Origin of the sequence: Nocardia goodfellowii, assembly GCF_017875645.1 — a bacterium.
In the GTDB taxonomy this organism is placed as follows: Bacteria; Actinomycetota; Actinomycetes; order Mycobacteriales; family Mycobacteriaceae; genus Nocardia; species Nocardia goodfellowii.
In genome coordinates this window covers 6,795,866-6,809,660 of record NZ_JAGGMR010000001.1, presented here as the reverse complement: position 1 = coordinate 6,809,660, position 13,795 = coordinate 6,795,866, and the positions used below count along the sequence as shown (strand labels likewise).

Sequence of the window (13,795 nt, the reverse complement as noted above, 5' to 3'; positions counted from 1 at the left end):
ACGGCCGGTGGCTTGCGCCACCGGATCACTCGCGTTTGGCGATGTTGTGTGCGATGGCCCCGAGGCGGGCCAGGCGAGCGTCGCCGAGCGGGGTCAGCCTGCCGCCGAGCCGGTTGGTGACGAAGCCCAGGGACATGCCGGTGGCGGGATCGGCGAACGCGCCGGAACCGCCGAGACCGAAGTGGCCGAACGCCGAGATCGGATCGGATTTGGACGGTTTCATGGGGACGCCGTGGTAGCCGAGCGCCCACGGGATGCGGAAGGCTAGGACGTAGTCAGGGGTGAAAACCTGGCGCTCCCTGGCTTTTTCGATGGTTTCGGGGCGGAGCAGCTGGTAGCCGTCGAGCTCCCCGCCGTTGGCGAGGGCGCCGTACATGCGAGCGAGTGAGCGGGCGGAGAAGACGCCGTTGACGCCGGGCATCACCGAATCGTGCAGGCGTGGATGGGCGACGAGTTCGGCGAAACCGGCGGGGGTGGTGTCGGCGGCCGCGGCGAATTTGGTGCGCCCGAGCAGGGTGCTGCTGCGGTCCCAGCTCATGCCGGCGATGGTGAGGCGGGGGAAGTTCGGCGCGATGCGGTGCCGTTCGCTCTCCGGCACCCGGAACCAGAGGTCGTCGGCGCCGAGAGGTTCGGCGATCTCGGTGCGTAGCAGCTCGGTGAATTTCGAGCCGCTCACCCGCCGGATCAGCTCCGCGACCAGATGGCCGTAGGTGATGCCGTGATATCCGCTGGTCACGCGGTGGCGCGGATCGGGCGGGCTCGCGGCGAGGGCCGAGGTCACCGCCGCGTCGTCGAGAAATCCCTCGGCGGGACCGGGGAGCAGGCCCCGCAGTCGGTGCAGGCCCGCTCGATGGCTCATCAGATGGCGCACGGTGATGTGCTCTTTGCCCGCCGCCGCGAACTCGGGCCAGTATTCGGCGACCGGCGAATCGTAGTGCAGCAGATCACGTTCGGCGAGGCGATGCAGCAGCGTGGAGGCGACACCTTTGCCGGTGGAGTACGCCATGGCCACGGTGTCGTGCCGCCATTCCTGTCCGGGCCGGGCGAATCCGGCCCACACATCCACGAGCGGCTCGCCGTGCTGATAGATCGTCAGCGCACCGCCGCCATCCTCTGGCTTGCGGAACAGCCGGTCGAACTCGGCGACCAAGCGCACGTAGCGCCGGTCCACGAACTGTCTGGTCGGAGTCTGGGTCATCGTCGATCAGCCTTCCCGTCTCCCGTACAGCGTAAATCAACCGATGGGAGCGACCGCGAGCCCGTGTGACGACGCGAAGTCGCGATGCGGAACGGGTGGGAGGCTGGGGGAGTGGCTCGGGTCGCGATAGCGAAAGTCAGGCGCGACGACGAAAGTCGGGCGTGACGACGGAGGACGGGCGGCGACGACGGAGGACGGGCGGCGACGACGGAGGACGGGCCGCGACGACGGAGGACGGGCCGCGACGACGGAGGACGGGCCGCGACGACGGAGGACGGCCGCGACGACGGAGGACGGCCGCGACGACGGAGGGCAGGCGCGAGGGCGGAAAGTCAGGCCGCGACGGCGGAAGTCAGTTCGGCGAGGGCGGCGCCGGGATCCGCGACGTCGATGACAAGCCGGGTGTAGCCGGGGCCGTCCAGGTCGATGCGGATGGCATGGCCCTTGAAGTTGGTGTCCCAGAACTCTTTCCGCCCCTTGCCGCGGAAGGTGCCGGCGGCGATCGCGCCGGGGAAGAAGGCGCCGGGGGTGCGGATCCACGGCGGACGCAAATCGACCTCGGCGATCTTCACCTCCTTGATGTGGGACACATCCAGGGTGACTTCGTCGCGCAGAGCCAGGAGGCGATGTCCACCGAGCACATGGACCTTCACCGTGTCGTCCGTGACTTCGACTTCGACCATCGCACACCTCACTTGCCGGAAATTGCGGTACGCCGATAACAATCCGCCATCGGGCTGGCGGGACGCTGTGCCGCACCTGTGAATTGCCCAAGGTTTCTAGCACGGAGAACGCGTTCGGCCTGGGCGGGACAGTGGTGTTGTCGCGAACGACTGTGCAATTGTTACAGACATCCCTCTACCTAGATATGCGCATCTAACTATGTCGAGCACCCTCCTCGGCGGCGCTCAGAGTTAGCTGAATACTGACTGTCTAGAACAGCATTGACGAGAAGGGATCAGACGCCCGCTTCGCTCGCGATCTTCAGGACGGCCCCCAGCCAGGGGGTGTAGCTCTGCGGGTCCGCTGCGATAGCCGTCTGCAAATCTTCCGGCGACACCCAGGCGAAGGCCGCGACCTCGGCCGGATCCGGCTGCGGCACACCCGTCACCAGCTTGCCGACGAGCACGTGATCCCATTCGTATTCCACGCGCCCGGTAACCGGATCCTGCGCCTGGTAGACGAACTCGCCCGCCTCGCTGAGCGCGGTCGCCAGGCCGAGTTCCTCGGCCAGGCGCACCGAGGCCGCGGCCTCGACCGGTTCGCCCGGCGCGGGATGCCCGCAGCAGGTGTTGGCCCACAGCATCGGGAACCGCGTCTTCACCGCCGCGCGCTGCTGCAACAGCACCCGGCCGGCGTCGTCGAACAGCAGCACCGAGAACGCGCGATGCAGCAGGCCGGGCGCGGTGTGCGCCTCGGCCACCGGGCACGCGCCGACCGCGCGCCCCGCGTCGTCGACGAGCTCGACGGGCAGGGCTTCGCGGTCGGTCAGCGGTCGCTGCGGGTGATCACTCACCGTCCCACCTTATCGGCGGCGATCAGCAGGTATTGGAAGCTCCCCTCTCGGTAGGCGGTCAGGAAGGGCTTCTCCACGCCGGTCGCCAGCTCCGAATGGGTGCGCAGGTCCCAGTACGGGATGGTGTCCGGGGTCAGGTCGACGACGTTGATCGGTACCAGGTTGTTGGCGGCCAACGCCCGGAAGTACTCGCCGCGCGGATGGATCATGCAGCCGTAGTGCGCGTCGATCCAGCTGACCGAGGAGGACCGCCCGCCGGTGACGTCGTTGGAGCAGCCGGTGATGCAGACGTACCGGCCGCCCGGCTCCAGCAGGCGGGAGAATTCCGCGAACAGTTCGAAAAGGTCGACGTACATGGTGGTCTCGTTGGTCCAGATGCCGCGTCGGGAGCCGCTGTCGAATCCGGTCTCCAGCATGTTGCGGAAGTGGAAGCGCACCTTGTCGTCGACGCCGCGCTGCGCGGCTTGCTCGTTGGCGAAATCCACCTGGTACTGGGAGATGGTGACGCCGTCGACCTGGCAGCCGAATCGCTGATTGGCCATCAGGCTGGTGCCGCCGCGGCCGGACCCGGCGTCGAGCAGCCGGTCTCCGGGGCGGACGTCACCGAGGTGGTCGAGGAGCAGGTCTGCCTGCGCGGTCTCGAGGCGGTGCAGTTCGGTGACGAGGCGCTGCTGCCGGGTCTCCTCGGGGCCTTCGAGCACCGACAGGTCGGGGGTGCCTACGCCGTAGTGGTGGTGATAGAGGCCATCGACCTCACCGAGTTTGGTGTTGACGCGGTCGTCGTTGGGATTGTTGTTCCAGTATTCGGCGACGGACTTCTGATACCGGGTGCGCAGGACTGCGTCGGGGTCGAGCATGGTCATTGGGGATCATCCTCTCTCGGTAACGTCATAGCGCTTACTGTCGGCATGCCAGGCGCGGTTGCCGCCCATCCATGCCCACAGGCCGATCAGGAATCGGCGCAGTTCCGCCGAGCCCGTGGTGGCCAGCGGTGCGGCCTCTGTTTCGAAGCGATGCACCAGTTCGTCGTGTATCGCGGCGGTCCGCAGCACGGCTTCGCGCCGGCTGCAGTTCTCTTCGGCGGCGAGGACCGTGGGCAGGTTGAATTCCCGGCCCTGGGAACGGTCTTCGCGCGCCATCGAGTACAGGTCGTTCACCATCTGACTGGCCAGTGCGGCGGTGGTGACCACGCGACGCACGCGGGGGTCGGTGTACTCGGCGGGCTGGAGCTCATATCCGCCGACCACATCGATGGGCGCCATGCACGGCAGGAAGCTGTGCGGTTGGCGGTTGGTGAGGTATTCCCACACCGGAGGCATCCGTCCGGCGCCGCGCCAGCCCGCTTCGGCGCCCAGAGCGATGAACCAGCCGGCGATTTCGGTACGCAGGCGGGCGAGCTGGGCGGTGGTGGCATAGCGGGACAGGTGCTCGAAACTGGTGCGGAAGGCACGCAGGATGGGGTCGGCCTGCATCGCCCGCTCCAGCGACGGCGCGTACCGGCCGGGCAGGTACGCGGGATCCATTGCCGCGGCGGCTAATTCGAGCCGCGGTCCGAGCTCGGCCTCGGCATCGGACGGAGTGCCGTCGGGTGCGCGGTCGTCTGCTCCTTCCTCGCAGTAGTAGTCGTCGACCGACCATTCGGAGACCGCGCATTTGGCCGCGGCCAATAGCCGGTCGGCATCGTCGCAGTCGGGATGGGCGAGCATGATCAGCCGGCCGAAGTCGGCATCGCGTAGTTCGTCCAATCGCCCTTCGTACAAACCGATTTCAGCCGCCCAGTCGATCAAGCCGTCGTTCACCGCCGCACCGAGGGCCGGGTTGTCGCGTACCGGTGGCGGGCAATAGAGCGGCGGAATGGGTGCGGCGGGTTGCCGGAGTCGGAGTGAGCCGGACCCTAATCCGCTGGGTCCCAGGGGAATCGACCGCGGCGTCGTGGGCTGTGCGACCGGCGGGGGAGCGGTTACCGTGGCGGATCTCGGTATCCGCAACCCGGCCGCGCCCAGTCCGGTCGGCCCGAGTAGGCGCGGTGGCCCCGCACGATCGGTCGCGCTGGGATTCCGCTCGGCCGCTGCGTCTTTCAACGTGACGGTGAGCGGCAGCGTTGCGGGGGCGGTGGTGTCGAGATTGGTCAGGAGCGCGGCAACGGCTGCCGCCACCTCGTGGGTGGCAGCAGGCGCGCCGGCGCGAGAGAGCACCGACATCGAGGCACCCCCGGCTCAGTCGGCCTGCCGGGCGACCTGGACGTTGTCCAGCATCCCCAGCGCATCCGGTACCAGGACCGCCGCGGAGTAGTAGCAGCTCACGAGATAGGAGATGATCGACTGATCGTCGATGCCCTTGAATCGAACATTGAGGCTGGGCTCGTATTCGTCGGGTATGCCGGTCTGATGCAGACCGATCACCCCTTGGTCCTGCTCGCCGGTGCGCATGGCGAGGATCGAGGTGGTCTGGGTCTCGCTGATCGGAATCTTGCCGCACGGATAGATCGGCACGCCGCGCCAGGCGGGGACGCGGTGCCCGTTCACCTCCACCGGATCGGGGTAGAGGCCGCGCTTGCTGCATTCGCGGCCGAACGCCGCGATCGCTTTCGGGTGTGCGAGAAACAGTTTCGTGCTGCGGCGCATGCTCAGCAGCTCGTCCATGTCATCGGGGGTGGGTGGCCCGGCTTCGGTGTAGATCCGCTGTTTCAGGTCGCAATTGTGCAGCAGACCGAAGTCCGGATTGTTGACCAGATCGTGCTCGCGCCGCTCATAGAGTGCCTCGATGGTCAGCCGGAGCTGCTGTTCCACCTGGTTCATCGGATCGTTGAACAGATCCGCGACCCGGGAGTGCACGTGCAGGACGCTCTGCGCGAGGCTGAGCTCGTACTCCCGGGGCTCGATGTCGTAGTCGACATAGGTGCCCAGCAGTTCCGGTTCGCCCACGTGGCCGGAGGCGATCTCGATACTCGCCTCACCGTGTCGGTTCTGGGGCGGAGCGGGATCGCCGGCGACCTGTTCGAGGTGCCGGCGCAGCGCCGGTGCGCGGCTGAGGGTTTGATCCAGCGCCGCGCGGGACAGCGTCAGAATCGTGGTGGGGGTGACCGTCTTGACGGTGACCGGCCAGATCGCGGAGGGGTCGGTGAGCGCACCGTCGCCGAAGTGGTCGCCGTCGGCGAGCTGCCCGAGCTTGGTCTGTTCGCCGTACTGGCCGGTGCCGTATTTATCCACCTTGCCGTGCACGATCAGCACGACTTGATCCATGGGGTTGCCGAATTCGGCGATCACCGTGCCGGGGTCGAGGTCTTGCTGCTCGAATCGCCGCGCGAGTTCGTCGAGGGCGTCGTCGTCGGCGAGGTCGCGGAGTTGGTGTAGTTCTCTGAGCTCCATCGGGATCGCTCGGGCTTTGCCCCCGTCGATCGCGAAGGTGACGATGCCGTCGCCGACGGTGTAGGTCAGGCGGCGGTTGACGCGATAGACGCCGCCGTTGACCTGAATCCAGGGCAGGGCGCGAGTGAGCCATCGGGAACTGATGGACTGCATCTGCGGAATGGATTTGGTGGTGGTCGTCAGCTGACGGGCTGCGGTGGTACTGAGGCTCTTGCGCTGTTCTTCGGTACGGGCGGGCATCTCTTCGATAGTCATGCGCCATCCTCAAATCAGTCGGGTCGAGCGAATTGAGTTACGCGACAGTGCGTTTCAGATGCTCCGATGTTAAGGCCAAGATCTCCGGTAATGCGGCGGAATTCGAACATCGGCCGACATTCATTTTGGATGGTTACGACATGCGCTCGATTCGGGTAACTCGGGTCGAAACAAAAAACCGCACGCCCGGAATGTCGCGCTGGGACGGACATTCCGGACGTGCGGTGCGAATGCATCCTGATCGGCGGCTCAGGATGCGCTGGATAGGTGCCAGCCACTGGCCCGTCCGGATCGGCAGCGATGGCTGCGTGCGGCCGACGATCGGGGTACCGCGCGGCGGCGGATCGTCGATAGTCGGTACTTCGGGCCCTCGGTACGGCTTAGGTGAATCATCTTCCTCCACTGAACAATTCGTTGCATTTGCGCGGCTCAGCGCGAGCGCACAGGGTGGAGCAGGTGTCATACGGGTGGTGCTGAAACTGCACCGGGTTCACGTCGAACGGCAGGCCTGGAACAACCTGCGGATCGGCGATGGGGCGGCCGATCTACGCGGCAGGGCTTGTGAACGGCATGAAATATAGGGCGGGAACTCGAAGGTGCGCAGCGGAATTCGAAGATTGCCGAGATCGAATTCGGATGGTAACGAAACGTGCTCGATCGAGACACCGCCGAATAACGTCCTGGGATGAATCGCAGCCTGCCGGGCGGTAGCTAATGTTGCCGCTCATGTTCACTTGGATCTACGGGCTGCCCATCTGGCTGGTGTTCGTGATCATCACCGGCGTGCCGGTTCTGCTGACCTGCGCGGGCATCGTGCTGGCCCGGCCGACAGTGCTGCGGATCTTCGGCCCCGAGCCGGGCAATAACGACACCGTCATCATGGTGCTCACCGTCGGCGGCGTCTTCTACGGTCTGCTACTCGGCCTGATCGCCGCCGCGACCTACGAGTCCAACGATCACGCCCAGAGCTTGATCGCCGACGAGGCCGCCGCGGTCGGCACGCTCTACCGTGAGGTGGCGGCGTACCCGGAGCCGCAGCGCACAGTGCTGCAGAACGATCTCGTCGCCTATACCGACGACGTGCTGACCGTGGTCTTCCCCAAGCTGCGGGTCGGCGAGGAACCCTACGGCGGCACCGCGCTGGTCACCCGTTTCCAGCAAGATCTGCTGGCCTTCCAGCCCGCCACTCCGGCGGAGGAGATCGTGCACGCCGCGACCATCGAGCAGTTCGCCCGCTTCGACTCCGACCGCCGGCACCGGATCAACGCCAGTCAGGGCGGCATTCCCGACGTGCTGTGGTGGGTCATCCTGGTCGGCGCCGCGATCAATCTGGTGCTGCTGTGCCTGTTCAGCCTGCAGCGGGGCGCGCATTTGCTGCTCGGCGGCTTGTTCGCGTTCTTTCTCGGCACCATGCTCTTCCTCATCGCGGCGTTGGACTATCCGTTCCGCGGTGAGTTGAGCGTGAGCCCGCAACCGTTCCAGAGCATGTACGCCAACGTGATGGGGCGCTGACTCGGCCACGGGGACCCATGCAACCTGTCACAGCCGCCACATGGCGGTCACCCGATGTGGGAAGCTCTTGGCAACACTTAGACGGCGTGCGTCTTCGGGGGCCGGCGAGAAGTTCTCGCCGGTGCGCCGCGCCGCAGTGCGTGGCATGCGTGCAGGGTAGGGCCAGGAGCAATCGTGAAGTTCAGTACGAAAGACGTGGTGGGATCGGTGCAGCGGTTGATGGCGACCGCGCAGAACGGTCTCGAGGTGATCCGTTTCGGCGGGCTCACCCATGACGTCGAGTCGTCCCCGTTCGAAGTGGTCGAGCGGCGGCGGATGTATCGGTTGCGGCGCTACTTCCCCGACGACGCCACGCCGGCGGGGTCGGCTGTCGATTCCGGGCGCCGCCCGGTCGCGCTGCTGGTGCCGCCGCTGATGGTCAACGCCGACATCTGGGACGTGAACGCCGAGGACGGCGCGGTCGGGATTCTGCACCGCGGCGGAGTCGATTGCTGGGTGGTCGATTTCGGTTCGCCCGCCTCGGAGGAGGGCGGCTGGGAACGCGACCTCGCCGATCATGTGCTGGCGGTGAGCAGTGCCATCGACACGGTCACCGAAGCGACCGGGTCGAGCGTGCACCTGATGGGTTACTCGCAAGGCGGCATGTTCGCCTATCAGACCGCCGCGTTCCGCTACGGCAAGGGCGTGGCCAGCATCGTCACCTTCGGCAGCCCGGTCGACGTGGTCGCGGGCATGCCGTTCGGGCTGCCCTACGGCCTGGTCCGGGAGGTCGCGGATTTTCTGGCCGACCATGTCGTCACCCGGTTGCCGATCACCGATTCCATGGTTCGTTTCGGATTCCAGATGCTGGATCCGGTGAAGACGGCCAAGGCGCGCGTCGATTTCCTGCGCCAGCTGCACGACCGCGAGGCGCTGCTGCCCAAGGAGCGCCAGCGCCGGTTCCTCAACAACGACGGCTGGGTGGGCTACGCGGGCCCGGCGGCCGCGGACCTGCTCCGGCAGTTCGTCGTGCACAACCGGATGATGCTGGGCGGCTTCGTGATTCGCGATCAGCCGATTTCGCTCGCGGAGTTGAAGATGCCGATCCTGGCCTTCGTCGGCGAGGTCGACGATATCGGCCAGCCGGCGGCGGTGCGCGGCATCGTGCGCGCCGCGCCCAATGCCGAGGTGTACGAGGCCACCCTGGTCGCCGGGCATTTCGGTCTGGTGGCCGGCAGCACCGCGACCAACCACACCTGGCCGCTGGTGCGGCAGTGGATCGATTGGATGGATCGCGACAAGGCGCTGCCGGAGGAGATCTTCCGGATGGCCGAGCACGTGCCGGTCACCGGTCCGCGCACCGCGGCGACCCGGGTCATGCATACCGCGGCCAGTCTCGCCGAGGCCGGCGCGGGCGTCGGCAAAGCGCTGGAGGGGATCGCCGGCAACACGGTCCGCGGTTCCATCGAACTGGCCGGTGAGGCCGCGCGGGCACTGCCCCGGCTGACCCGCCTCGGCATGATTCAGCCGAACACCCGAATCTCGCTGGGCCGCTTGCTCGCCGAGCAGGCCCGGCGCGCGCCGCTGCGCGAATGCTTCCTGTTCGACGACCGCGTGCACACCAACGCCGCGGTCAACGCCCGCATCGACAACGTGGTGCGCGGCCTGATCTCGGCCGGCATCCGCCCGGTGGCACGCGTCGGTGTGCTGATGGAAACCCGTCCCAGCGCGCTGGCCACGGTCGCCGCGCTGTCCCGGCTCGGCGCGGTGGCGGTGCTGCTGCCGCCGGGCAGCGATCTGAAGCGCGCCATCGAACTCACCGGCATCACCACGCTGGTCACGGACCCGGAGAATCTGCGGCACGCCGAGGCCACCGGGACGCGGGTCCTGGTGCTCGGCGGCGGCAACGCGCGCCAACTGGATCTGCCCACCAGCGATCGGGTGATCGACCTGGAGCAGATCGATCCGGCGCGGGTGCGCCTGCCCGACTGGTATCGGCCCGATCCGGGTCTGGCGCGCGAACTCGCGTTCGTGCTCGTCACCGGTACCGGTGACCGCCTGGAAACCAAGTACATCAGCAACCATCGCTGGGCGCTGTCGGCGTTCGGCACCGCGAGCGCGGCCGACCTGGACCGCCGGGACACGGTGTATTGCCTTGCGCCACTGCATCATTCGTCCGGACTGCTGGTGAGTCTGGGCGGCGCGATCGCGGGCGGCAGCCGGATCGCGCTGGCCCGCTCGCTGGATCCGGCGCGGTTCGCCGAGGAGGTGCACCGCTACGGCGTCACCGTCGTGACCTACACCTGGACCATGCTGCGCGACATCCTCGACGCCGGCGTGTTCCCGGCCGGGCATTCCCATCCGATCCGGTTGTTCATCGGTTCCGGTATTCCCGCGGGCCTGTGGCGGCGCACCACCGAGCAGTTCGCCCCGGCGCGCGTGCTCGAGTTCTACGCCTCCATCGAGGGTGATGTGGTGCTGGCGAACGTGACCGGCGCGAAGATCGGCTGCAAGGGCCGTCCGGTGCCGGGCACCGCGAAAGTCGAACTCGTCGCCTACGACCCGGTGACCGGGCAGGTACAGACCGACGATTCCGGTTTCGCGCGACGCTGCGCCGACAACGAGGTGGGTCTGCTCATCGGCAAAGCCTCCGAACACATCGACCTGTCGGCGGGCGGGTTGCGCGGTGTGTTCAGCCGCGGCGACTCCTGGATGCCGACCGAGAACCTCTTCCGCCGCGACAGCGATGGCGACTACTGGCTGATGGACCACAAGGACACCGTCATCCAGACCGGCCGCGGCCCGGTCTACGCCCAGCCGATCGTGGACGCGCTCAACGACATCGCGGCGGTCGACATGGAGGTCGCCTACGGACTGCAGGTCGCTGATCGCCCCGGGAAGGCAGCCGGTGGGATGGGTAAGCGCTGCCTGGCGGTGGCCGCGGTCAGCGTCCGGGCGGGCATGCGATTGGACCACAAGGATGTCACCGAGGGCCTGCGCGCGCTCGATCCGGAGCAGCGCCCCGACATCGTCTACGTCGTCGACGAGATTCCGCGCAGTTCGTCGTACCGCCCGTCCACCCGCGCCGTGCAAGCGGCCGGTCGCCCGCAGCCGGGACCGGACACCTGGTGGTACAACCCGGAAACCGATGCCTACGAGATCCTGACCGACTGAACGATCCTTTCGGGCGCGCACCCGGCGTCGCCGTGTAGGGTCTGGAACTCGTGGTGGACAGTGGAACTCGCGATCCGCGAGCCGTGTACAAGTGGGGCGGCATTACCGCGCTCGGCGTCGTCGCGGGCTATATCGCGGTACTGCTGGCCAATGTCCGGCATTTCTACACCGACGACACCGAATCCCAGTACGCCCCACTGTGGGTGATGCTGGGCCGGCGGCTGCGTGAGGGCACGTTGCCGACGATGGTGCCCGAGCACTGGATGGCCGGTAACTACACCATCGAGGAAGCGGGGCTGCTGAATCCGCCGCAGCTGCTGATCGATCTGATCGCACCGTCGGTGCCCGACCTCGCGCTGTACGCGACCTTCGTCAAGCTGATCTTCGCGATCATCTTGGCGCTCGGCGTCTACCGGGTCTGCCTGGTGTACGGCGCGAAAGCCCCGTGGGCCGCGGTCGCCGGTATCTGCATGCCGTTCACCGGCTGGATGTTGTTCTTCGATTCCTCGACCTGGTGGACCGCGCTGACCGGCACCGCCTGGCTGGTGCACGCGTGGGCTTCCGGTGTCCGCTACGCCCGCGGCGACAGTGGTCCGATCCCCACGTTCGTGTTCCTGTATCTGACCATCTCGGTGCAGTACGTCTTCCCGGCCGTCGAAGCCGCGATCATGATCGGCGCCGTCGTGCTCGGGGAGTGGATCTATCAGCGGCAGTGGCTGCCCGCACTGCGCCTGGCCGCGGTGGCGGCATGCGCGGCACTGGCCGGGCTGGCCACCTATCTGCCGAGTGCACTGTCGGCGAAGAGCACCTGGCGCGGCACCGCGCAGATCAACAACGATCAGTTGCTGACCGTGCCGTGGTCGGAGTCGCTGAACGCGAGCCTGCCCAGCACCTTGCCCGCGTTCAATTCCTGGTGGGGCTACGTGCAGCCGATGCCGGTGGTCTACATCGCCTGGTTCCTGATTCCGGGCTTGGCGTTCGTCGACTGGCGCCGCGCGCGCGAGCACCTCCGGGAACTCACCGGGCCCATTCTGTTCTCGGTGCTCGTGCTGTTCTGGACCGCGGGACCCGGCACCATCGGCCCGCTGCGCTGGCCCGCCCGGGTACTGCCGATGGTGGCGCTGGGCTTGCTGATCGTGGTGTGCGTGCTGCTGGGCCGGTTCGCGACCGCCCGCGACTGGCGGCACCGGTCCATCGCGGCCGCACTGCTGGTCGGATTGCTGCTGGTGCGTTCCTATTCCGCCGCCCCGAATCAGCTGGTCTGGCATCTGGTCGCCGTGGTCGTGGTGCTGGGGTTGGGCGCGGCCGCCGTCTGGCTCGGCATCAACCGCGGCCTGACCGCTGCCGCCGCGCTGGTGATGATCTCCGTCGCGCCGATCGCGTTCTGGCAGGTGCAGCACGCCCAGCCGACCCCGCTGGGCTGGAATCTGCCCGAAAACCGTTCGGCGATGAAGGCCGCGTTCCCCGAATTCCCTGGCACCACACTGCAACTCGCTGACCGTGCGCTGATACCACCGGGGGAGCGGTCCCTCGACGGCGCCTACGGGTCGCTGGTGTTCGGCAACTACGCCAAGAACCTGGAGAAGACCTACGTCAGCGGCTACACCCCGAACGGCCACTTCTGGTTCGGCGAGACGCTGTGCATGCGCTGGGACACCAGCGTCTGTCCCGATGCCTACCGCCGCGCGTTCGCGCCCGAACCGAGCACCGGCAAGACCATCGTCGACCTGATGAACATCGACCGGGTGGTGGTGCAGAAGGCGCTGTTCCCCGAGGCCCGCCGGCAGCCCGCGCCCGACGGCTGGAAGTGGGTCGACTATCCCGGCCACGAGAAGTACATCGACGTGCTCGAGCGGGTCGACGGACTGATCTCCACCGAGAACGGCCGCATCTCCGCGGTTTCCGGCGCCACCGCCACCTCGGAATCGGAGTCCGATACGGAGAGCCGGGTCCGGGTCAGTTCGGACACCGGCGGCAAGGTCGTCTTCGCGCGGCTGGCCTGGCCCGGCTACGAGGCCACCCTGAACGGCGCCGAGATCCCGGTCGAGCAGATCGGGAAAACCTTTGCGGCCGTGAGTATTCCAGCGGGCACCAGGGACGGTGAACTGGTGCTGTCCTGGAGTCCGCCGGGCTGGCCGCTCGGCGCGGGCGCGGGGCTGTTCGCGGTGCTCAGCGTCGCGTTGCTGCACTGGATCCACCTGCGCGGCAAGCGGCGTGCCGACAGCGAGCCGGAAGAACCGCGGCGACCCGAAGAGGCTGAGCCGGAACCGGTAGGCGCGGTCTGATATGAGTAGAGCGGTGAACACGATCGCGACCGCCCCCGATCCGGGGCCCCTGCTGCGGCTGGTGCGGCGCCAGGAGATCGCGTTCGCGATGGTCGGCGTCGTCAACACCGGGCTCGGCGTGGCGCTTACGGTGATGTGGCTGAAGGTCTTCGGCGACCGCGTGCCCGCCGCGCTCGCCCCCGCCGCGGCCTACGCGGTCAGCATCGTGATCGCCTTCGTGCTGCACCGCACCCTGGTATTCCGGGTGCGCGGGCACCTGTTGCGCGACTTCCTCGCCTTCTGCGGGGTGAATTCCGGTGGGCTGCTGATGAATATGGTGCTGCTGCAACTGGCCGTGTCGGTGCTGCACCTGCCCGACATTCCCTCGGCGGTCGTCGTCATGGGTTTGGTCGCGGTCGTCAGTTTCTTCGGTCACCGGCACATCTCGTTCCGCCGCAAGCCGGTTCCCCAACCCGACGCGACCTGATCACGGCGGAGTTTGCCCCACAACAGAACGGTTACGCACTCG

The 13,795-nt window shown here is 67.4% G+C and carries 10 protein-coding genes; 4 read left to right on the top strand and 6 right to left on the bottom strand.

Annotated elements, in window-relative coordinates; all coding sequences use genetic code 11:
* Nucleotides 1-25: 25 nt before the first annotated feature.
* From BJ987_RS31565 to BJ987_RS31540, 6 genes are all read right to left on the bottom strand, one after another.
* Nucleotides 26-1,198 carry a serine hydrolase domain-containing protein gene (locus tag BJ987_RS31565; RefSeq protein ID WP_209896707.1) on the bottom strand — a complete coding sequence of 391 codons (1,173 nt, stop codon included), beginning with the start codon at nucleotides 1,196-1,198 and terminating at the stop codon, nucleotides 26-28.
* A 332-nt stretch (nucleotides 1,199-1,530) separates the two neighbouring features.
* Nucleotides 1,531-1,881, bottom strand: coding sequence for a hypothetical protein (locus BJ987_RS31560; RefSeq protein ID WP_209896706.1), 351 nt, complete (start codon nucleotides 1,879-1,881; stop codon nucleotides 1,531-1,533).
* A 275-nt stretch (nucleotides 1,882-2,156) separates the two neighbouring features.
* On the bottom strand, nucleotides 2,157-2,714 hold the full coding sequence (gene idi / locus BJ987_RS31555) for an isopentenyl-diphosphate Delta-isomerase (protein WP_307869818.1): 558 nt from the start codon (nucleotides 2,712-2,714) through the stop codon (nucleotides 2,157-2,159).
* Entirely contained in the window at nucleotides 2,711-3,577 is an 867-nt protein-coding gene (locus BJ987_RS31550) for a geranyl diphosphate 2-C-methyltransferase (protein ID WP_209896705.1), read from the bottom strand. The genes idi and BJ987_RS31550 overlap by 4 nt, the downstream gene beginning before the upstream one ends.
* A 6-nt stretch (nucleotides 3,578-3,583) precedes the next feature.
* Nucleotides 3,584-4,915: a family 2 encapsulin nanocompartment cargo protein terpene cyclase gene (locus BJ987_RS31545; protein WP_209896704.1), complete on the bottom strand. Its 1,332-nt coding sequence runs from the start codon at nucleotides 4,913-4,915 to the stop codon at nucleotides 3,584-3,586.
* Nucleotides 4,916-4,930: 15 nt separating this feature from the next.
* Entirely contained in the window at nucleotides 4,931-6,337 is a 1,407-nt protein-coding gene (locus BJ987_RS31540) for a family 2B encapsulin nanocompartment shell protein (RefSeq protein WP_209896703.1), read from the bottom strand.
* A 726-nt stretch (nucleotides 6,338-7,063) separates the two neighbouring features.
* Here BJ987_RS31540 and BJ987_RS31535 point away from each other — a divergent pair.
* The 4 genes from BJ987_RS31535 to BJ987_RS31520 all read left to right on the top strand — a co-directional run bounded on the left by BJ987_RS31535 (nucleotide 7,064) and on the right by BJ987_RS31520 (nucleotide 13,753).
* Nucleotides 7,064-7,849 (top strand): bestrophin-like domain, encoded by a 786-nt coding sequence (locus BJ987_RS31535; protein ID WP_209896702.1) that lies wholly within the window; start codon nucleotides 7,064-7,066, stop codon nucleotides 7,847-7,849.
* Nucleotides 7,850-8,023: 174 nt separating this feature from the next.
* Complete coding sequence (locus tag BJ987_RS31530) at nucleotides 8,024-11,002, top strand: AMP-binding protein (RefSeq protein WP_209896701.1); 2,979 nt, start codon at nucleotides 8,024-8,026, stop codon at nucleotides 11,000-11,002.
* A gap of 50 nt (nucleotides 11,003-11,052) precedes the next feature.
* Nucleotides 11,053-13,287, top strand: a complete 2,235-nt coding sequence (locus BJ987_RS31525) for a hypothetical protein (RefSeq protein ID WP_307869817.1) — start codon at nucleotides 11,053-11,055, stop codon at nucleotides 13,285-13,287.
* 13 nt (nucleotides 13,288-13,300) lie between these two features.
* Nucleotides 13,301-13,753, top strand: a complete 453-nt coding sequence (locus tag BJ987_RS31520; RefSeq protein WP_372446909.1) for a GtrA family protein — start codon at nucleotides 13,301-13,303, stop codon at nucleotides 13,751-13,753.
* Nucleotides 13,754-13,795 lie beyond the last annotated feature (42 nt).